This is a genomic window from Arthrobacter echini, assembly GCF_004803505.1.
Taxonomy (GTDB): Bacteria; Actinomycetota; Actinomycetes; order Actinomycetales; family Micrococcaceae; genus Arthrobacter_D; species Arthrobacter_D echini.
This window is the reverse complement of record NZ_SSWH01000006.1, coordinates 60798-81421: the sequence shown is the minus strand read 5'-3', so window position 1 is coordinate 81421 and position 20624 is coordinate 60798. Positions and strand designations below refer to the sequence as shown.

The 20624-nt window shown below is 69.9% G+C and carries 19 protein-coding genes; 8 read left to right on the top strand and 11 right to left on the bottom strand.

The window, feature by feature from the left end; all coding sequences use genetic code 11:
- Positions 1-29: 29 nt before the first annotated feature.
- From E8P82_RS08345 to mshD, 4 genes are all read right to left on the bottom strand, one after another.
- A complete protein-coding gene (locus E8P82_RS08345; protein WP_136454039.1) occupies positions 30-1703 on the bottom strand; it encodes a hypothetical protein in 1674 nt (557 codons plus the stop codon).
- A gap of 48 nt (positions 1704-1751) precedes the next feature.
- On the bottom strand, positions 1752-2717 hold the full coding sequence (locus tag E8P82_RS08340) for an NUDIX hydrolase (protein ID WP_136454038.1): 966 nt from the start codon (positions 2715-2717) through the stop codon (positions 1752-1754).
- On the bottom strand, positions 2717-4939 hold the full coding sequence (locus E8P82_RS08335; protein WP_136454037.1) for an RNA degradosome polyphosphate kinase: 2223 nt from the start codon (positions 4937-4939) through the stop codon (positions 2717-2719). Before E8P82_RS08335 ends, E8P82_RS08340 begins: the two co-directional genes overlap by 1 nt.
- Before the next feature lie 77 nt (positions 4940-5016).
- A complete protein-coding gene (gene mshD, locus E8P82_RS08330; protein ID WP_136454036.1) occupies positions 5017-5988 on the bottom strand; it encodes a mycothiol synthase in 972 nt (323 codons plus the stop codon).
- Between the two features lie 337 nt (positions 5989-6325).
- Between mshD and E8P82_RS08325 the strand changes: the two genes are divergently transcribed.
- The 4 genes from E8P82_RS08325 (at position 6326) to E8P82_RS08310 (ending at position 9527) form a co-directional block, all read left to right on the top strand.
- Positions 6326-7069: a hypothetical protein gene (locus E8P82_RS08325; RefSeq protein ID WP_246021119.1), complete on the top strand. Its 744-nt coding sequence runs from the start codon at positions 6326-6328 to the stop codon at positions 7067-7069.
- Positions 7070-7335: 266 nt separating this feature from the next.
- Positions 7336-7935, top strand: a complete 600-nt coding sequence (locus tag E8P82_RS08320; RefSeq protein WP_136454035.1) for a heme-binding beta-barrel domain-containing protein — start codon at positions 7336-7338, stop codon at positions 7933-7935.
- Between the two features lie 90 nt (positions 7936-8025).
- Positions 8026-9117, top strand: coding sequence for a CAF17-like 4Fe-4S cluster assembly/insertion protein YgfZ (gene ygfZ / locus E8P82_RS08315; protein ID WP_136454034.1), 1092 nt, complete (start codon positions 8026-8028; stop codon positions 9115-9117).
- Entirely contained in the window at positions 9114-9527 is a 414-nt protein-coding gene (locus tag E8P82_RS08310; protein ID WP_136454033.1) for an ankyrin repeat domain-containing protein, read from the top strand. Before ygfZ ends, E8P82_RS08310 begins: the two co-directional genes overlap by 4 nt.
- 158 nt (positions 9528-9685) lie before the next feature.
- Here the strand turns inward: E8P82_RS08310 and E8P82_RS08305 are convergent, their stop codons facing one another.
- The gene (locus E8P82_RS08305; protein ID WP_246021117.1) at positions 9686-10420 is read right to left on the bottom strand and encodes a GNAT family N-acetyltransferase; all 735 of its coding nucleotides are present in this window, start codon (positions 10418-10420) and stop codon (positions 9686-9688) included.
- Positions 10417-11442 (bottom strand): ATP-dependent 6-phosphofructokinase, encoded by a 1026-nt coding sequence (locus E8P82_RS08300; protein ID WP_136454032.1) that lies wholly within the window; start codon positions 11440-11442, stop codon positions 10417-10419. The genes E8P82_RS08305 and E8P82_RS08300 overlap by 4 nt, the downstream gene beginning before the upstream one ends.
- 198 nt (positions 11443-11640) lie before the next feature.
- Between E8P82_RS08300 and E8P82_RS08295 the strand changes: the two genes are divergently transcribed.
- Complete coding sequence (locus E8P82_RS08295) at positions 11641-12507, top strand: UbiA family prenyltransferase (protein ID WP_246021114.1); 867 nt, start codon at positions 11641-11643, stop codon at positions 12505-12507.
- A complete protein-coding gene (locus tag E8P82_RS08290; RefSeq protein WP_136454031.1) occupies positions 12504-13958 on the top strand; it encodes a phytoene desaturase family protein in 1455 nt (484 codons plus the stop codon). Before E8P82_RS08295 ends, E8P82_RS08290 begins: the two co-directional genes overlap by 4 nt.
- 30 nt (positions 13959-13988) lie before the next feature.
- Here E8P82_RS08290 and E8P82_RS08285 read toward each other — a convergent pair whose 3' ends face one another.
- The 4 genes from E8P82_RS08285 to E8P82_RS08270 all read right to left on the bottom strand — a co-directional run bounded on the left by E8P82_RS08285 (position 13989) and on the right by E8P82_RS08270 (position 16891).
- Entirely contained in the window at positions 13989-14789 is an 801-nt protein-coding gene (locus E8P82_RS08285) for a carotenoid biosynthesis protein (RefSeq protein ID WP_168796525.1), read from the bottom strand.
- Positions 14790-14873: 84 nt separating this feature from the next.
- Positions 14874-15113 (bottom strand): PspC domain-containing protein, encoded by a 240-nt coding sequence (locus E8P82_RS08280; RefSeq protein ID WP_136454029.1) that lies wholly within the window; start codon positions 15111-15113, stop codon positions 14874-14876.
- A gap of 69 nt (positions 15114-15182) precedes the next feature.
- Positions 15183-15458 carry a hypothetical protein gene (locus E8P82_RS08275; RefSeq protein ID WP_136454028.1) on the bottom strand — a complete coding sequence of 92 codons (276 nt, stop codon included), beginning with the start codon at positions 15456-15458 and terminating at the stop codon, positions 15183-15185.
- Positions 15455-16891, bottom strand: a complete 1437-nt coding sequence (locus E8P82_RS08270; RefSeq protein ID WP_168796524.1) for a PspC domain-containing protein — start codon at positions 16889-16891, stop codon at positions 15455-15457. Before E8P82_RS08270 ends, E8P82_RS08275 begins: the two co-directional genes overlap by 4 nt.
- A gap of 124 nt (positions 16892-17015) precedes the next feature.
- On the opposite strand from E8P82_RS08270, the gene E8P82_RS08265 reads away from it, so the two are divergent.
- On the top strand, positions 17016-18392 hold the full coding sequence (locus E8P82_RS08265; protein WP_136454026.1) for an ATP-binding protein: 1377 nt from the start codon (positions 17016-17018) through the stop codon (positions 18390-18392).
- Positions 18389-19066, top strand: coding sequence for a response regulator (locus E8P82_RS08260; RefSeq protein ID WP_136454025.1), 678 nt, complete (start codon positions 18389-18391; stop codon positions 19064-19066). The genes E8P82_RS08265 and E8P82_RS08260 overlap by 4 nt, the downstream gene beginning before the upstream one ends.
- A gap of 79 nt (positions 19067-19145) precedes the next feature.
- On the opposite strand, the gene E8P82_RS08255 is transcribed toward E8P82_RS08260, so the two are convergent.
- Entirely contained in the window at positions 19146-20606 is a 1461-nt protein-coding gene (locus E8P82_RS08255) for an NADH-quinone oxidoreductase subunit N (protein WP_136454024.1), read from the bottom strand.
- Between the last annotated feature and the right edge of the window lie 18 nt (positions 20607-20624).

Here is a 20624-nt window from a genome sequence, read left to right as displayed (position 1 = left end):
CAGTCTAGGACGAACGGCGGGCCGGACGCTCACGACGCCGCCACCTGCTCCGGAGTGGCCGGGCGCTGTGTGTGCTGTCGCGCGAGCAGCAGCGGCAGCACCGCGACGACGCCGGCTGCGAGGAACAGGATGATCACGAGTGCGTCGAGCTGGCCCGCTCCCGGCGGATAGGGCACTGCCTGCACGAGGGTGTCGTCCGGCACCAGGGCCGCGCGATTGTCCGAGAGGACGAAGGCGGCCAGGGCGGCCATCCCGGAGACGGTCATGAGCAGGACACGCGCGACGGATCCGGCGCGCAGCTCACCTTCCCCCGTCTCGTCCGCCGTCCGGAGCCCCGGACGAACCATGACGGCGGACAGCACGACGGCGGAGCCGGTCAGGAGCAGGGCGAAGGACACCCACCAGAGAGCGGTCTGGGTCGAGGCGCCCGGCAGTGTCCTCACCCACAGCGCCAGCCAGGCCGTGCCGACAACCGCCGCGAGCGCCGGTACGCCGAGCGCCAGGAGTGCCGCCAGGAGTGCCGCCGGCAGTCGCCGCCGGACGCGCGGGCGGGAGGGCCGGCTGTGGTTCTTCAGCAGGATCACCTCGGCCCACAGCTGGACGCCGAGGAACACGAGGTAGGCCAGCGTCAGCACGATGAGCTGCACCGCCCCGGGGGCCATGCCGAGGGAGAACAGCAGCGGTGCGACACCGAGGCACCACGCCGCGTAGCCGATGCGCCGGCCGCTGAGGACCACGCTGCGCGCGCGGGGCAGTGAACCGGCGGGTGACGGGGGCAGCAGATCGCGCGGCGCGTCGACGTCGGCAGGTTCGACGCGCGGTCGGGTCGCTGCGGTCATGAGCACCGTCGCCGCCCAGAGCACGAACACCGCGAAGCGCAGCGCATTCCACCCGGAGTCGTCGCCCGCGGCGAACTCCACGCTGCTCCTCACCATTAGGACCGCGACCAGTGCCACGGTCCGCAGCAGGCGATTGACGAAGACGTCCCGCATGATGTCGTCCTCGGCACCAGTGAGCGTTCCGTCGCCGCGACGGCGGACGATCACCAGCAGGGTCAGGACCACCCCGCTGACCAGGGTGGTGTACGCGATGCCGGCGATGGACGCGAAGTAGGGTCCGGGAATGCGGACCGCCAGCGCGGCGCCGTCGCCGTCGAATGTGTCCTCCGGGCCGATTGCGGGCACGGATGCGCTGAGTATGATCGCAGCGAAGCCGAGCAGCACGAGGAATCCGGTGGCCAGGGTGAGCCCGGGTGGCAGGTGGTCGCGGAGCCGCCTCGTCGGGGACCCGGTGCTGCGGGACTCGACGACGCGGGGATCGGAGCCGCGTGACCTTCCGCGTGCACCCGAGCGATGCGGCACGGTGAACTGGGCGATGAGGTAGATCCCGACGAGGGAGACGAAGGGCGTCAGTGCCATGACCAGATCCTCTGCGAACACAGAATCCCGGGCGGGCGCTTCCCTGAAGGTCCACGGGGTGTAGAGGAACTCGAACGGCAGGGGCCCGACCACGCCACCGGCGGCGAGCGCGAGCAGCGCCGCCCACATGGCGTGCCGCCGCGCCACGCGCATCGGCGCCAGGTCCGTCCGACTCGTGCGGTGCGCCGCGTGGAGCACCGCGTACACCAGGAGTGCACCTACGGCGAGATCCAGGAGCGTGGAACTGAGAAGATCGGCCGTGCTCACACTGTCCCCCGGGGTCATGGAACTCAACCCTTTGCCACGGACCGGGTGGAGTCAAGCTTTCCGGCTCTAGTCGTCGTACGCCCGGTACTGCTCCACCGAGACGATCCGGCCGGGGTTCATGCTGCTGACCTGGCAGATGAGCGCCTCGCCGGGGGCCAGGTAGGGATCCTCGCTGGGCAGCAGTGTCCGTAGGTGCTTGCCCAGATGGCCCGCCAGGACCGAGAAGACCACCGGCAGGACGGGGCGGTGGGTGCAGATCGCCACCGGCCGGCGTTTGTCCAGTACGCGCTCGACGGCGGCTCTCGTCCGTCCGGGCTTCCGCGCGGCGTCGCGCTCGGTGAGGGCGTCCACGAGTTTGAGCTTGGCGCTGCGCTGGTTCACGTAGGGTGAGACGGTCTGGACGCAGCGGACCCATGGGCTGCTGACGACGCGTTCCGGGTTCCAGGCCTGGAGCAGTCGACTGACGGCGACGGACTGGCGCCGACCGGTGGCGGCGAGGGGACGATCGCCCTCGGCGAGGCTCCAGGAGGAGCGGGGTTTGGCCTTCGCGTGCCGCACCACGATCATCGGCCAGGTCTGGAGGTCATTGGCCTCGTACGCCTCGACGAGGCCCTCGAGGGGCTCGACGTCGGAGGGGTTGCTCAGCAGGGAGCGCGCCTTCTTCGGTGAGACCCACTGCACGCCGTCGACCTCCTTCCCGTCGGGGACCGGTGTGAGGTGCCTGATCCCGGCCGCCCAGTACTGGACGATCTTCTCCCCGGAATTCACCGGGTAGGTGATCGTGGCCAGTGGTATTCCGAGCTCGACGCGCAGACCCACTTCCTCGAAGGTCTCGCGGACCGCGCACTCCGGCGTCGTCTCTCCCTCGTCGAGCTTGCCCTTGGGCCAGGACCAGTCCCCGTAGCGGGGTCGATGGATGACCAGGACCTCGAGCAGTCCCTTCTCGACCCTCCAGCACAGGGTCCCGGCGGCGATCACGGCCGCAGCGTCCGGGGGCATGCCGGAGGTGGAGTCCTTCGTCGCGGAAGCCATCAGCGGCGCGAGACCGCTTGCTGGCGTGTCCTGGACGCGAGCAGCCAGGACTGGATGTCCTCGAGAGGCTCGCCGTCGTCGTCCCTGTGGTGGCGGGTCCAGCACCCGGTGTCGTCGAGGTGCCAGCTGGAGACCGAGGGATCCATGTAGCGGTCCATGAGATTCATCAGATCGGAGATGTCCTCCGGGGCGCTGAGCTGCACCAGCGCCTCGACCCGGCGGTCCAGGTTGCGGTGCATCATGTCCGCCGAGCCGATGAAGACGGCGGGGTCACCACCGTTGGCGAAGGCGAAGACGCGCGAGTGCTCGAGGAAACGGCCGAGGATCGAGCGGACCGTCACGTTCTCGCTGAGGCCCGGTACCCCCGGGCGGACGGAGCAGATCCCGCGGACGATCACATCCACCGCGACACCGGCCTGCGATGCACGGTAGAGCGAATCGATGATCGCCTCGTCGACGATCGAGTTGACCTTGATGATCACGCGTGCGGGCAGGCCCGCGCGGCTGTTGGTGATCTCCTGCTCGATGCGCTCCATCAGACCCGAGCGGACCGAGCGCGGGGCGACGAGGAGTCGCTTGAACGTGGACTTCGGGGCGTACCCGGAGAGCTGGTTGAACAGGCGCGAGAGATCCTGGCCCACCTGGTCGTTGGCGGTGAGCAGACCCAGGTCCTCGTAGTACCTGGCGGTGCGCGGGTGGTAGTTCCCCGTGCCGATATGGCAGTAGCGCCGCAGGCCGTTGATCTCCTGGCGCACCACGAGCGAGAGCTTGCAGTGCGTCTTCAGGCCCACGATCCCGTACACCACGTGGACGCCGGCCTGCTCGAGCTTGCGTGCCCAGGAGATGTTGGCCTGCTCGTCGAAGCGCGCCTTGATCTCGACCAGGGCGAGGACCTGCTTCCCCGCCTCGGCGGCGTCGATCAGTGCGTCGACGATGGGGGAGTCGCCGGAGGTCCGGTACAGCGTCTGCTTGATGGCCTGGACCTTGGGATCCGCCGCGGCCTGCTCGAGGAAGGCCTGCACCGACGTCGAGAAGGAGTCGTACGGGTGGTGCAGCAGGATGTCGCGACGACGCATCGCGGCGAAGACGTTCGCGGCCTTGGAGGTCTCGCTCTCGTTCAGGTGCCGGCTCGTGTGCGGGACGTGCTTGGGATAGTGCAGGTCGCCGCGGTCGATCGCGGCGATCACGCTGAGCCCGCGCAGGTCCAGCGGCGCCGGGAGGGCGTAGACCTCGTCGTCCTCCACGCCGAGCTCACGCGAGAGCAGCGCACGGATGCTCGGGTTGATGTCCGTGGTGACCTCGAGGCGCACCGGCGGGCCGAAGCGGCGTCGCAGCAGCTCCTTCTCGAGAGCCTGGAGCAGATTCTCGGCGTCGTCCTCCTCGACCTCGAGGTCCTCGTTGCGGGTGACCCTGAACAGGTGGTGCTCGAGGACCTCCATGCCGGGGAAGAGCTGGTCGAGGTGGACGGCGATCACTTCCTCGAGGGGGATGAAGCGTGCGATCCGGCCCGCGACGTTGCCGGCGCGGGGCCCGTCGACGGACATCAGGCGCGGGAGCTGGTCGGGGACCTTGACCCGGGCGAAGAGTTCCTTCTCGCTCACCGGGTTGCGCACCACGACGGCGAGGTTCAGCGACAGACCGGAGATGTAGGGGAAGGGGTGGGCCGGGTCGACGGCGAGGGGGGTCAGGATCGGGAAGACCTTCTCGGCGAACATGGTGTGCAGTTCGGCCTGCGCCGCGTCGTCGAGTTCGTCCCAGGTGGTGAGGAAGATCTGCTCCTCGGCGAGGGCCGGGCGGATCTGCTCGGTGAAGACGGCGGCATGGCGCCGCTGCAGCTCGTACCCGTTGTGCATGATCTTCTCGAGTTGTTCGAGGGGGCTGAGTCCGGCGGCGGAGGGGACGGCGAGCCCGGTGGCGATACGCCGCTTCAGGCCGGCCACCCGCACCATGAAGAACTCATCGAGATTGGACGCGAAGATGGACAGGAAGTTGATCCGTTCGAGCAGGTAGAGACTCGGATCTTCCGCGAGTTCGAGGACGCGCGCGTTGAAGTCGAGCCAGCTGATCTCGCGGTCCAGGAAGCGGTCCGGGCCGATATCGCCCTCGGGCAGGAGAGTGGGAGGGAACTCGGGGATGTCGATGCGGTCCTGGGTCGCACGGGCCGGCGTCGACTCGGACGAACCGTACAGGGACGCTCGTTGGCGTGCGGTCTTCGATTCCATGGCGTCTCCTTGAGCGGCGAGCACGGGCGTGGCGGGAAACCGCTTTGGAACGATCGGTCTCCGCCTTGGATGAAACACTACAAGGTGGGCTCGGCGGCCTTGTGTGCATACATCACATCCACGTCCCAGCGCGTGAAGCCGAGCTGCCTGTACAGGGACACCGCGGCCGTGTTGTCGGCGTCGACGTACAGCATGATGGCCTGCAGGCCCTTGCCGTGCAGGTACTCGATGCCTGCGATCGTGAGGGCCTTGCCGAGGCCCATGCCCTGGGCGCCGGGCGTCACGCCGACCACGTACACCTCGCCCATCGCGGCGCGATCGCCGGCGCCCGGATGGATCTTCGTCCAGTGGAAGCCGAGCAGGGCTCCGTCGTCCTCGCTGACGGCGAGCAGGAATCCGTCGGCGTCGAACCAGTCCTCGGCCATGCGTGCCTGCAGATCCGCGAGCGTGGTCGCGCCCTGCTCGGGGTGGTCCGCGAAGGCCGCCGCATTGGCGGCGAGCCAGGCCTCCTCGTCCTGACCGGGGACGAACGCGCGCAATCCCACACCGGCGGGCAGGCGCAGTGCCGGCACCGACTGCTCGACGGCGGCGCGCGTCAGCCGCATGCGCCACAGTTCGCGCACCGGCTCGAAATCGAAGCGTTCGGCGAGATCGGCCGCAGCGGAGTGATTCCCGTGCGACCAGCCGCGCAGCTCGCCGATACCCTCGCGCAGGACCTGCTCGATCAGCGCCGTCCCGGCTCCCTCGCCGCGGCAGTCGGGCCCGACGACGAGTTCGAGCACAGCGCCCTCGGAGGTGCCGCGCGTGATCACGGCGATGCCCGCGAGCTCGCTGTCCTGCTGCCCGGCGGTGCGCGCCGCGAGAACCAGCACGCGGTCCCCGGCGTCGTGGTCCCTGAGGGTCACGAGGGTCTGCTCGGACAGCGGGGGGTTGCCGTCGGATTCGGCGGCGGCCGTGGCCAGGGAGAGGATCTCGCCCAGGATCTCGTCCGGCGGGGCGCCGGTGATCCGGTCGATGGACCAGGTGGGAGCGTGGTTCTCGGTGGTCATGCGCACAGCCTAGTTGTTCTTCCCCCGGAGGGTCTCCGCAGCACCGTTTGGTCGGGGCACCGCACTGCGGTAGTGTCGTGAACTGCTCGAGGGGGATGCACCAGTGGGGTGCCCGCGATACGTTCGACCCGTATGTCCTCCACCACCGTTCCGGCTCGATCAGCCGGCGACGATCAGGCCCCTGCCGACCGGTGGGGGCTTCTTCGTCTCCGCGATGGCATCAGGCGTCCTGACGTATGCCCGGAGCCGGGCGAAGGTAGTTCAGGAACGCGCCCGGCGTGTGCCCCCCGTGACGGGCGATCCGCCGCCCGTGGAGGACGTAGGGCAGTATTGCAGGGTGAACAGGACGAATGCGGCACTCGCCGCGGCCATCGCCGGCGGGGTCCTCGTCGTTTCCTCCTTCGTGTCGCTGTCCGTCGTCGCGGCCGCCGTCGGTGCACTGTGCGTCGTCGCCGCGTTCGGATGGACGCACATCCTGGGGGTGCCCGCGCGCAAGAGCCAGTCGACGGCGATCGGCCTCAGTGCCCTCCTGTCCGTGATCCTCGCCGCGACAGTCCCCGGCCCGTCCTTTCTCGTCTGGTTCCCGGCGTGCGTGGTGCTCGGCGTCGGCGCCGTCTTCATGATCCAGCTCCTGCGGGGAACCGGGCAGAGCCACCGCCTCGAGTCGACGCTCGGTGCCACGTCCGGCGTCGTCACCATCTGCATGGGCTCGGGCTGGGTGGGCGCGCAGCGCCTGGCCGCGGACGCCGCCGGACCAGGGATGACGCTCGTGGCAGGACTCAGTATCGTCGTCGCAGCGGCTGTGGCCCTCGTACCCTTCCCGGACCGCTTCGTCGCCCCGGCCGTCGTCGTGCTCGCGGCTCTGGCCGGGCCGCTCGGCGCGCTGCTGTTCACCGATGTCCCGGCGCTCGCCGCAGGCCTCGTAGGAGTGGCGTGCGGGGCGGTCGTGGCAGGGACACGGCGGCTGGTCCTGGCGCGCGAGACCGGGCTGTCGGTCCCGGCGGCCGTCTCCGCCGGCGTCAGCCCGGTGCTCGCTCTCGGAGCGGTCGTCTACTTCCTCGCGAGCTTGCTGCTGGCCTGACTCGTCCCGGGCCGCCTCCGCCCCGCTCGGTCCTCGCAGGGCCGCCGGATCGCGGGTCGGACGAGATGCCGCACCGGGTGTCGGATCCGCAGGCGTTCCCGCGCTGTCGGGTGCGAGCGTTAGGATGAAGCCATGTCCATTCTCGCGCTCGAAATCTTCTTCATCTCGCTGCTGGTCGTCGCCGGCCTCGGCATGGCGGGCTTCGCGGCCCTCGTGATCACCCGCCTGTACAAGGGCCAGAAGTAGACGACAGGACCTCGCACTCCATGTCCTTCGATCTGCCCACAGACCTGACACCGGAGCTGGTGCCCCTGTCCTGGCTGCTCGGTTCCTGGGAGGGCACCGGCATGCTCGGGGAGGGCACCGCGGAGTCCGAGCGGTTCTCCCAGCGTGTGGAGTTCTCGCAGAACGGGCTGCCCTACCTCAGCTACAGCGCCGAGTCCTGGCTCATCGACGAGCAGGGGGTGCAGCTGCGCCCGCTCTCCGTCGAAACCGGGTTCTGGGCGCTCGACCGCAAACTGAACGACGCCGACGTCGGGCCGGGCCTGCGGCCGGCGGACATGATTCCCGCTCTGAAGACCGCCGACGAGGTGGAGCAGTTCCGGAACGATGCCGGGGGCTTCGACATCACCGCCACCATCGTGCATCCCGGCGGAATCGCGGAACTCTACTACGGCAGCATCAAGGGGCCGCAGATCCAGCTCAGCACCGACCTCGTGATGCGGGGCCAGCACTCCAAGGAGTACACGGCGGCCACACGGCTCTTCGGCCTCGTCGAGGGCGATCTCTACTGGCGCTGGGACGTCGCGTCGAACGGCGGCTCCCTCGAGGCCCACGCCTCGGCCATTCTCAAGAAGGCCTCCTGAGGCTCTCCGACAGTGCCTGGTCCACGCTCGGACCGCACTCCCGGGCGACGCGGTACGGAATAGGCCCTGCCGGAAGGCGTTGTACCTGACATGACCCGACAGAGCCCTCTCCTCAGCCACCCCGGTGCCGTCGACGGCGGTGGCGCGGACGCCGGCGTGGCGTCCCACTACGGTGACCCCTTCCGTGAGCAACGACTCCTGGCCGACGGGCAGGCGGTGGTGGATCTCTCCCAGCGCGGCGTCGTCACCGTCTCCGGCCCCGATCGCCTCAGCTGGCTCAATACGCTCTCGTCCCAGTTGCTCCTCGGTCTGCAACCCGGCCGGAGTTCCGAGACACTGCTGCTCACCATGCAGGGCAGGATCGAGTACTGGGCGCACGTGGTGGACGACGGCGCGACGACCTGGCTCATCACGGAGGGAGGCGAGGCCGGGCCGCTGACCGAATGGCTCGACCGGATGAGGTTCATGCTGCAGGTCGAGGTCGCGGACGTCACGCACCAGTGGACGGTGCTGGGCTCCACGCGGATGCTCCCCGAGCTGGGTGAGGACGCCGTGGTCTGGGAGGATCCCTGGCCTACCGTCGCGCCCGGCGGTTACGCCTATTCGGATGTCACCGACGCCGAGCATCCGGGCAGGGAGCGATCGTGGTTCGAGTACGTCGTGCCCCGCGCAAAGCTCGAGGAGGTCGTCGCCTCGACGGGCCTGGCGCTCGCCGGGTCCCTGGCCGCCGAAGCCCTCCGCATCGCCGCGTGGCGGCCGCGTGCCGGCTTCGAGACGGACGAGAAGACCATCCCGCACGAGCTCGATCTCATGCGCACCGCCGTCCACCTCTCCAAGGGGTGCTATAAGGGCCAGGAGACCATCGCGCGCGTCCACAACCTCGGACACCCCCCGCGGCGACTCGCGTTCCTGGATCTCGACGGTAGCCAGCACACCCTCCCCGCTGCGGGAAGCGCCGTCATCAGCGACGGCCGCACCGTGGGCCGGGTGAGCTCCGTGGCACACCACCACGAGATGGGTCCGATAGCACTGGCCGTCCTCAAGCGCTCCGTCGATGCCACCGCCGATCTGCTCGTGCAGGACGGCGAGGAGTCCTACGCCGCGGCGCAGGAGGTCATCGTCGCTCCGGACGCCGGGCAGGTGGTGGGCCGGGCCACCGGTTTCCTGCGGAAGCCGCGATGAGCGCCGGGAACGACGACACCACGGCGAACGACGACGCGGCGGCAGCCATCGCGCTGGCCCATGCCCTGTTCGACGCGGCCCGCGACGGCGACACCGCCATGCTGGCGCGCTACCTGGACGCAGGTGTGCCCATCACGCTGACCACTGCTGCAGGGGACAGTCTGCTAATGCTTGCGGCCTACAACGGACACGCGGTCATCGTCGAGGATCTGCTTGCGCGGGGTGCCGGGGCCGATCAGGCGAACGACCGCGGTCAGACGCCGTTGGCCGGTGCCGTCTTCAAGGGCCATGCCGAGGTGGTGAAGCTGCTGGCCGAGGCCGGAGCCGATCCCGACGCCGGGACGCCGTCGGCCCGAGCCACGGCCGCGATGTTCGAGCGCCCCGACCTGGCCGCCCTGTTCGACCGGTAGTACGTTCTGACGCCGCCGCCGTCGGAGGCTCGACCGTGACGGATCCGGGGACATTGCCCGCACAGTAGAGCTGATTCGCGGCGTGTCGCGCCACGACACGCCCTCGACTACGGCAAAGACCCCGGATCCGGCCCGGACCAGTGTGTCGCGTCCCGACCTCAGGTCCGGTCCAGGGCCACCGAGGTCTGGGTCCCGGCGTACGCGAAGCCTGCCCGGCGTGCTGTCCGCTGGGAGGCCGTGTTGTCGGTGCGGGCACGCCACTGCGGCACGAGGCCTGCGGCCATGGCCTCCTCGATGGCGACGGCCGTGACGGCCTGCGCGTAGCCTTTCCGCCGTTCCTCCGGCGGTGTGAGGACGGCCGTGTGGGCCAGGATGCCCTCCCAGACGTCGTACCCCGCACCGGCCAGGGGCAGCGGTGACGCGTCGTCCTCGTCGGTGTCGCCGGCCACGAGCACGACGGCGTGCTCCACGGTGCCCAGCCCCGCCTCGGCGACGTCGTCAGGAGGGCACCGCTGTTCCAGTGCGCGGACGAGGGCGGCGTCGGAGGTGACGACGGCCGGAGGTCCCTCGAATTCCGGCAGCACGTCGCAGAAGTAGAGCTGGGCCTCGCCGAGTCCGCGCCCGCCGTGTTCGCGGCTGAGCGTGAGCAGCGTCGAGTGGTCCCGCAGCTCGGTCCCCGGCAGGGCGCGCGCCGCATCGACGGCCCAGCCGGGTCCGCTGAGGATCTCCCGCCCGAACAGCGTCACGAAGGTCAGCAGTCCGGCGTCGTCGTCGGTGCGGTAGAGCCGGTCCGTGCCGCCGTCGTCGAGCGCGCCGTCGCCCAGGCCCAGCAGTCTGGCCCAGGCGAACCGGATGATCGAGATGGTGCCGGCCTCGAGTTCCATGTCGCTCATCCGAAGAGGATGGCTGCTTCGTCGTAGCGATGCTGGGGTACCCGCTTGAGATTGCCCAGCGCCGCTTCGAAGCCCACGTGGACGATCTCGGTACCCTCGAGGGCCACCATGGTGCCCCAGAGCCCGTCCATCACCGAATCGACGGCGGCCATGCCGAGCCGCGTGGCGAGGACGCGGTCGAAGCCCGTCGGAACCCCGCCGCGCTGGATGTGCCCGAGGATCGTGGCGCGGGTCTCGATGCCGGTACGCGCCTCGAGCTCGGGGGCGAGCTGATCCGCGATCCCACCGAGCCGGGGCCGACCGAAGGTGTCGAGTCCCCGCTCGGAATGGGCCTGGTCCAGGTGCGCGGGCACGAAACCCTCGGCCACGACGACGAGCGGCGCGCGTCCGCGGGCGTTCGCCATCGACACCCACTCGGTGATCTGCTCGATGCTGGTCCGCTGCTCGGGGATCAGGATGGCGTGGGCCCCGGAGGCCATCCCGGCGTGCAGCGCGATCCACCCCACGTGGCGGCCCATGACCTCGGCGATCATGCAGCGGCTGTGGGACTCACCCGTGGTGCGCAGCCGGTCGATCGCCTCGGTGGCGATCTGCACGGCGGTGTCGAAACCGAACGTGTAGTCGGTGGCGTCGAGATCGTTGTCGACGGTCTTGGGTACACCCACGATCTTGAGGCCGAGATCGGTGAGCCGCTTGGCCGCGGCCAGCGTGCCCTCACCCCCGATCGCGATGATCGCATCGATGCCGAGCCGCTCCAGCTTCTCTCCGATGGCCTCCGCGCCGCCGTCGCCCTCGAAGGGATTGGTCCGCGAGGTGCCCAGGATGGTGCCGCCCTGCTTGGAGATGCCACGCACGGCGTGGCGGGGCAGATCGATGATGTCGCCCTCGACCACGCCGCGCCAGCCGTCACGGAAGCCGACGAACTCCTGGTCGTGCACCTTGATGCCCTTGAGCACCGCGCCGCGGATCACCGCGTTGAGTCCGGGGCAGTCGCCGCCGCTGGTGAGGATTCCGATCTTCATGTGTCCTGGGTTCCTTACGACGGGGTTGGGTCCTTGCGAGCACGACGTCGAGCCCTTCTCATCGAGTCTAGACTCCGGGACCTCTCGATCCTGCGGCGTCGCGGAGTCGGTCCGAGCACGTAGGCTGGAAACATCCTGCGCACGAGGGCCCCGGCCCTGAGGAGTGCGCGTCCAGCCGGTCCGAGGAGGACACCGATCGTGCCCCAGGCAGGTCTCGCCCCCACGGTGCTGCGCATGGTCCACATCTCCCGGCCGGTGCTGTGGATCAATACCCTGGGGACGGGGGTGATCGGGCTCTGGCTCACCGGGACCCTGTGGGACGGCGATGTCCTCGTGCTCCTGGTCTGGCTCACGCTGCCCTTCAATCTGCTCATCTACGGTGTCAACGACATCTTCGACCAGGACACCGATGCCCTCAATCCGCGCAAGGGCTCCCTCGAGGGCGCCCTGATCAGGACCACCGAGGTACGCGCCATCTGGGTCTCGGTGCTCGTGACGAATCTCCCGTTCCTCGCCTGGTTCGCGCTCACGCTCCCTCCGGCAGCGCTGGCCTGGATCGCGGCGTACGCGCTCGTCTTCGTCTTCTACTCCGCGCCGCCCCTGCGCTTCAAGGCCCGCCCCTACCTCGACTCGATCAGCAATGCGGCCTACGCCCTCCCGCTCGTCTTCGTCCCCTACGCTCTCGGGACCTCACCGGTCTGGGCGGCGGCCCTCGGGCTCATGGCGTGGAGCGCGGCGAAGCACACGTACGACGCCGTCCAGGACATCGACGAGGATCGTTCGGTGGGAATCACGACGACGGCGGTCCGGGTCGGTGCGCGCGGCGTGGTCGCCTGGAGCGGAGCATGGTGGATCGTGTCCACCGTCTGCTTCGCGCTCGTGAACGTGCCGGTCGCGCTCGTGAACGCGCTGATCGCCGGCTGGCTGGTGCTCGCGCTGCACCGGGATCCACGACCGGAGACCGGTCACCGGCTGTACCGGTACTCCATCGCCTTCCCCTATGTGGCGGGTACCGTTGCCGGTGTGCAGCTCGTCGTCGCCCTCACGCTGGATCTGCTGCCATGAGCCGTGTCGTCGTCGTCGGTGGTGGCATCGGCGGGCTCACGGCCGCCGCCCTGCTGGGTCGGGCCGGTCATCGGGTGACCCTGCTGGAGGCCGCGGACCGGGTCGGCGGGAAGAGCCGCCGCATCGACGTGGGCGGACAGCGGACCGACACCGGTCCGTCCCTGTTCACCTTCCCCGGCGTGTGGGAGGAGCTCCTGCGCCGGCTCGACGCCGCGGGCCCGACCGGGCAGGCGAGCGCGGCGGACATCGCGGACCTGAAGCTCGAGCGGCTCGCAGAGGTCGGCACCTACTACTACCGCGGTGAGCAGTGTTCGCTCCCGGTCCCCGAGGGCCACCCGTGGCATACCGCCTGGACCCGCTTCGCCGCCGAGCACGGCGTCCTCGGGCCGGAGGTCTCGCGCCTGCTGACCACCGGACCGCTGGACGCGGCCTCGTATCCCGCACTCGCCAGGCTGGCCGGTCTGTACGGACCGCGGCTGACCACGCGGCGCTACCTGGACAGCCTGACGTGGCTGCCCGACGGGCTCCGGGAGGTCATCGCGATCCACACGCTCAACGCAGGCGTCAGTCCCACCCGGACGCCCGCACTCTACGCGAGCATGCCCGCCATCATGGCCCACGACGGCGTCTGGATCCCGGGCGGCGGCGTCTACGAACTGGTCCTGGCCCTCGAACGGCTCGCGCTCGACGCCGGCGTCGAGATCCGTACGTCGGAGCCGGTGCAGCGCATCGGACGACGGCGCGTGGTGACGCACGAGGGCACCTATCCGGCGGACGCCGTCGTCAGTGGTCTCGACGCGTACCGGTTGTCGGGGTTGCTGGGTGGCAGGGCACCGCGTGGAACCGGTGCGACCCGTGCACGCCATGCAGCCCGGCGGCTCACCTGCTCCGCCGTCGGTGTCTACGCGGTGCTGTCCCGGCCCCTGCCGGAGGGTACGGCGCGCCACGGCGTGATCCTCCCCGACGACACCGCGGAGCTCTACGCCAGTCTGGACGCCGGGCTGGAGCCCGAGCAGACCATGGCCTTCGCCAACTACTACCCGGCACACGAGGTGTATCCGAATGCGTCGGCAACGCTGGCACTGCTGCTGACGGCGCCGGCCAACGGGAAGAGGTATACCCTCGCTGATCCGTTCGTGCAGCGCGAGCTCGAGCGGACCACGCGTGTGCTGGGGCTGGAGGAGCCCATCGAGAACTATGTCGGGACCCACGAGGTCCTCGACCCCGCCTACTTCAGCGAGCGCGGATCAGGCGGTGGCGCGCTGTACGGCGCCGTGCATCCGGTATGGCTGAGCGGACCGTTCCACGTACCGCCCTACTCGGATCCGTTGCGGCCCTGGCTCTGGCGCGTCGGCGCATCGGTGCATCCGGGTGGGGGACTGCCCGCCGTGCTCGGCGGGGCCATGATGTCCACGCAGAAGCTCCTGGCCCGGCTGGGCCCCGCGACCTGACTCGGGCCGAGCCGGCTGACCCGGGCCGGTTCAGGAGCCCGGGACCGCGTCCACGGATCCGCGCGGGAGCGAGCGCAGTGAGCGCACGAGCTGTGCCCGGCGACGGCCGATCAGCAGGATCAGTGCCGCGGCGAGCAGGGCGGGGAACACGAGCCCGGAGAAGATGCAGACGCTCAGCCACAGGACCATGGAAATGAGGAGGCTGTCGAGCAGTCCGGGTCGGAGCGGTCGATCGATGAGCCGCCGGCCACCGATCCACGTCACCAGGGCCGAGGCGATGAGCCCCGAGATGAGCCAGCCGCCGAAGTTGGAGAGCGGAACGCCGTAGTACGGTCCGCCGCCGGGCCAGATCCAGAACCCCAGGGATGCGGCTCCCGGGTCGAGGACGCCGTCGATCACGACCAGCAGCAGCCCGCCGAGGACGATCCTGCGCAGCATCGTCCCTGTCCCCGACACCACGGCGACCGCCCCGATGACGAGGGGCACGTAGGACAGGGGCAGCAGGTAGGGCACGAGGCCGAGGATGGTGGGGCCGAGCGGATCACCGTAGTAGAACTCGCCGTAGGGTACGTGCGTGGCGACCCCGAACCCCTCGATCAGGTAGCCGAAGACCGACACGGCGGCCAGCGCTGCGATGCCCCGGCCGGCGCCGAACTGGCGGACGATGGCGATGAACGCGGGCAGTGCGATGAGCAGGTTGAAGCCGTAGGAGGCGTAGGAGGCACCCTCGACATCGGGGAACCTGGACAGGAAGAAGCCGGAGATGAAGAGGAAGACGCAGGATGCGATGAGCAGGGGCGGGAAGCTGCGGGCAGCTGAGGTCTTCGGCACGGCACCCATCCTCTCAGGTGCCACGTGCAGCAGGCGCATCCGCACCGGATGCGCCTGCTGCACGTGCGTGCCCCGCCGGGATCGTCAGCGCTTCAGGATCTCCTCGAGCGCGATGGTCCCGTCGGTCTTGGGGAGCAGGAGCCACAGCACCGCGTACAGCGGGAGGCTGATGAACGGGAGCAGGAAGCTGAGCAGCATCCCGATGCGCACGTAGGAGACGCGCCACCCGGTCTGGCGTGCGATTCCCGAGGCGATGCCGCCGAGGATCCCGCCGGGAGCGCGCTTGATGGGCGAGGAGCGGAGGATGCGGTAGAAGGTCTGCATGGTCTGCCTTTCGGAGGCCGGGCGAACGGCCCGGTGGGTGGTCGAGGGTGATGTGCCGACGTACTGCATTCAGTATCCCGTGGTGCTGCCGATACCGGGTCCGTCGTCGTCCCGGTCGGCGGGATCCGTGTCGTCGGTGTGCCGCGAGCCGAGCGACAGGATGCCTCCGATGACCAGGGACAGCCCGACGTTGACGAGCAGTCCGAGCGTCAGGATCACGGGGTCGATCGACACGGAGAAGAACTGTCCGGCGAGGAGGAGAGCGGCGGTGCCCAGGAGCACCGCGCCCCAGCTGATGGTGCCCACGCGGGGCCGGGGTGCCGGTGGTGTCAGGGAGGTGCTCATGGGGTGTCTCCTGTCGGTGCCGGATCGGTCGGTGCCGGATCGATCGGTGCCGGATCGGTTCGTTCTGGATCGTCAGTTTCGGTGACGACGGTGACGACGGTGACGTCGCTCAGTGCGCCCCCCAGCTCGAGGATGATCGCGGGTCCGGTCGCGCCCGGGGTCAGCTCGTCCCGGTCCACGTCGAGGACGCCGCCCTCGAAGGTGCGGGCGGCGGCGTCGGATCCGGTGGACCGCGTGTCCACACTGCCCAGCGGCATCCGTCCCCGCACCTCGACGGGCACGTCCTGGGGCACCAGCACCGTGACATCGCTGACGAGGGAGTCCACCGGCACGAGGAGATCCTCGCTGAGCTGCGGCAGCTCCGTCAGATCGATGGTGGTGTCCGCCGCGATGCTGCCGTAGCCACCCGCGGCGACGCCCGGTGTCGTGGGCCGGACGGTGCTCTCCTGTGCCATGGCCCAGGTTCCGCCGACCGGCGTGAACGATGCGACGAGCGCTCCGACGATCGCCAGCGCCGCAGTGAAGCCGACCAGCCCGGAGCTCCGCCCCCGCACCCCGAGGCCGATGATACCGAGGGCCAGGACGGTCGTGCCCGCGGCGAGGCCGACGACCAGGGGGTCGGTCAGCCCGAGGACCCCGGTGTAGTCCAGGGCCAGCACGAGGGCTGCGAGGATGAGTGAGCCGCCGATGAGCAACGCCGTGGTCGATCCGGAGGGGCGGAGGGCACGCGGCGGTGTCATGGGCTCCCTCGCCGGGAGTGGCTGCTGGTAGCTGTCGCCCGCGTAGGAGAACGAGGAGCCGGCCCAGGGACTCTGCCCGGGCTGGTACGGCCGGTAGGGCGGTGCATGCGTCGGCACGAGGTCGTCCTGAGGTCCGACCGGCTCATCGCCGGGTACCGCGTCGTCGTGAGCCTGAGGCCGCGCGTCCTGACCCCTCATCCCGGGAGGCGGCGTGTCCCCACCGGAACGATTGATGATCCAGTACACGACGAGCACGACGGCGCCGATCCAGAACAGCGCCCAGAGCAGGTCGCTGCCACCGTCCCCGAGGACGGGCAGACCGGGCCGCAGCAGCCCCAGCGCCACCAGGACGGTGGCCCCCGTCAGACCGGTGGTCCAGGAGCCGCGCCCTGCCTGCTCCACATGGATGCGCCCGTCCGGTTCGGGCAGTAGCGCCCACGCGATCCCGTAGAGCAGCACTCCGACGCCGCCGAAGATGACGAGGACCACGATCAGCCCCCGGACGAGCGCCAGATCCAGGCCGGTGCGCCGGGCTATGCCGCCCGCGACGCCGCCCACCCAGCGATCCTGCGTCCGGGCGATCCCCAGGTCTCGGATCCAGCGGTAGAACGACGATGAGTCGGGAGCGGGTCCCTGGTTCGTCGTGGCCGGTTCCTGGTTCCGGGGCGGCCCGCCCGGTGATGGTGATGACATGTCTCCATCGTTGCCCCGTGATCGCGCAGGTACCATCGGGGCCTACCCTGAGTGAACCCTGAGATCCCCCTGATTCTGCCCCGGGTATGGCGCTGCAGGTCTGACCGCGTGATCTCATGGGGTGATGAGACCTCCCCTGGTGCGCAGGCCCGACGGCGTGATCGCCGGCGTCTGCACGGGTCTGGCTGTTCATCTGGGCATCAGCCCTGCCTGGGTGCGGATCGCCATGGTGGTGCTCACCCTCGCCTCCGGCGCGGGCGTGGTCCTCTACGGCTGGCTCTGGATCTTCGTCCCCACGACGGCGGACCGCGTTGACCTCGGACGGCGCAGCGGCCCGGCCTCGTTCATGCGCGACGTCGATGGTGTCGGCGCACCGGGTGCCGGGCCGGACGGGGGTACGGCAGGTGCCGCGATGGTCGGAGCCCTGGATGATGCCGCAGGATCGGCCCCTGCTCCAGGGCAGACACAGACCTGGGCCGACCGGGCGCGTCGTGCGGGTCGGCGGGAGATCCTGTTCGGCGCGGGGCTGCTCATCGCGGCGGCTGCACTCCTGGCCCAGTTGCTCGGCGTGGAGGCCGACTGGGGATTCCTCCTTCCGGTCTCCGTGGTGGTCATCGGCGCCGCTCTGGCCTGGTCCCAGCTGGACGAGGCGCGGCGCGCCCGGGTGATGAGCCAGGCACACGGGGCAAAGGGTGGATGGGGCTTCCGCCTGTTGGCGGGTATCGTCCTCGTGGTCGCGGGGGTCCTCGTAGCGCTCTCGAGCAGCAATTCCCTGTCACTGACCATGACCACCCTGGTTGCCGTCATCGCAGTGCTCACCGGCGTCGGTCTGGTCCTGGCGCCCTGGGGACTGAAGTTCTGGCGTGATCTGGAGACCGAGCGGGCCTCCCGCGTGCGGGAGACGGAGCGTGCCGAGATCGCAGCCCACCTCCACGACTCCGTCCTGCAGACCCTCGCACTGATCCAGAACAGGGCAGACTCGGAGGCGGACGTGCTGCGCCTGGCGCGGGCGCAGGAGCGTGAACTGCGCCAGTGGCTGTTCGCGGATCCGACCCGGGATCCGGGGAGTCTCGCCGAGCGCCTTCGCGTGACGGCAGGGGAGATCGAGGATCTGTACGGACACCCCGTGGCGGTGGTGGCCGTCGGAGACGCGCTCCTCGGACCCGGCGAGGACGCGCTCGCGCAGGCGGCCCGGGAAGCGATGCTCAACGCGGCGAAGCACGCCCACGTCGCGGTCTCGGTGTATCTCGAGGCGCGCGCGGACAGCATCGACGTGTTCGTGCGCGACCGCGGAGCAGGTTTCGACCCCGACCGGGTGCCGGCGGACCGCGCGGGAATACGCGAGTCGATCCACAGCAGGATGCAGCGCAATGCAGGCTCAGCGGACCTGAGGACCGGACCCGACGGCACGGAGGTGCACCTCCGGCTTCCCCGGACCAGCGGCAACGACCTGCCGGACAAGGCCTCCGGACTCGCAGGGAGCAGGAAGGACACCGGATGACCAGCAGGGAATCAACGCACCGGGCAGAGCCGCCACGCGTGTCCGTGGTGATCGTCGATGACCACGCCATCTTCCGCTCCGGTCTCCGCGCGACTCTCGGTGACGTCATCAGCGTGGTCGGCGAGGCGGCGACGGTCGAGGAGGCGGAGGTGGTGATCCGGGCCACCGGGCCCGACGTCGTCCTCCTCGACGTCCATCTGCCGGGCGGCCGTGGGGGAGGCGGGGCGGAGGTCATCCACCGCTGCGCCGCGTTCGCCACCACGTCCCGCTTCCTCGCCCTGAGCGTCTCCGACTCCGCGGAGGACGTCGTCGCCGTCATCCGTGCGGGCGCTCGCGGTTACGTCACGAAGACCATCTCCGGGCCGGAGATCACCGACGCCGTGCAGCGCATCGCCTCGGGGGACGCCGTGTTCTCGCCCCGGCTCGCCGGGTTCGTCCTCGATGCGTTCGGCACTGCCGCCGTCGCCGTCGACGACGAACTCGACCGTCTCTCGGGCCGCGAACTCGAGGTCATGCGCCTGATAGCGCGTGGCTACAGCTACCGCGAGACGGCGACGGAGCTCTTCATCTCGATCAAGACCGTCGAGACGCACGTCTCGGCCGTGCTCCGCAAATTGCAGCTCTCCTCGCGCCACGAACTCACGCGCTGGGCCACGGAGCGACGTCTCCTCTGAGCGCCTGCCCCTTCCGCCCACGACGGGAGTAGCCCGTACCTGTATCGGCAACGTCCGGCCCGCTCCACGTACGGGCCGGTTACAGGCCGGCCAGCGTTCCCTCGAGCGCCGGCCAGACGAGGCCTGCCACCACCCCGCCCGCCACCACGAGTCCTCCGCTGAGCACCGCGACGGTTGCCGGCCACCGCCTCACCCCCACGGTGTCGCCTGCCTGCTGGTCCGGCGTCGAGGGTTCTGTCGACTCGGTGGCCGCCCGTTGGAACTCCGCCCCCTGGAACATGGGAGCGAGCCAGCGCAGGTAGTAGAACAGGCTCGCCACGGTATTCAGGGCCGCGACCACGACCAGCCACGCAAGTCCGCCGTCCCAGCCCGCGGCGAAGGTGGTGAGTTTGCCGACGAACACGACCGTGGGCGGTGTGCCGACCAGGCTCAGCAGGCTCACCACGAGCACACCGGCCAGCCACGGACTCCTCCGCGCCAGGCCCCGGTACTGCCCGACTTCGTCATGCCCGGTGGCGGCGACGACGGCGAACGCACCGATGTTCGACAGCGCGTAGGCGCCCAGGTAGAACAGCAGCGACGGCAGTGCCAGGTCACTGGCCCCGGCGACGGCCACGGGAACCAGAAGGTACCCGGCCTGGCTGACCGTGGACCAGCCCAGCAGGCGCCGGACATTCGTCTGGGAGAACGCCGCGAAGTTGCCGATGGTCATGCTCGCGGCGGCCAGCACCGCGATCACCAGGGGCGCGTCGACCGAGTCCGGCAGCGTGCTGAGAAGCCGGTACGCGGCGACGAGCGCCCCGATCTTCGGTACGGTCGTCAAAAAGGCAGCGACGGCGACACCGGCACCCTGAGAGGCATCCGGCACCCAGAAATGCCCCGGTACTGCCCCGGCCTTGAACGCGATCCCTGCCAGCACACCGAGGAGCCCGGCAGCGATGGCGCCCGACGGCGCGTCCGCCAGCCCGGCGCGCAGCTGATCGTAGCTGCTCGCTCCGGCGAGGGCGTAGAGGATGGTGATGCCCAGGAGCAGGGCGATGCCCAAAAAGGCGCCCAGCAGGTAGGTCTTCAGCGCTGCTTCGGCTGCTCGCGGGGAGCGGCCCATGCCGATCAGGGCGTAGAGCGGGATGCTGGCGAGCAGGTATGCGACGGCGAGGATCAGCAGGTCGTCGGTGCCTGCCATCACCAGGGCGCCCAGGGTCGACAGCAGCATCAGTGCATAGGTCTCGCTCTCCCGCGGACTGCCGCGGAGTTCGTCGGCGCCCAGACAGATGACGAGCAGCGTCGCGGTGCAGATGATCAGCCGCGCGATGGTGGTCGGGGTGTCGAGGGAGAAGCTGCCCTCGAACACCGTGCGGGATCCCGCGGACAGACCCGTTCCCGTACTGACCACAGCACCGAGCAGAGCGATGATCCCGATCAGGCGGGTCGGACTCTGTCTGTCCCTGGGCAGGAAGGACCCGGTCAGCAGCGCCGTGACGGCCCCGGCGAGGAGGAAGAGTTCCGGCAGGAGGGCCGCGAAGTCCGCCTCCATGCTCATGCCGGCATTCACAGCGTC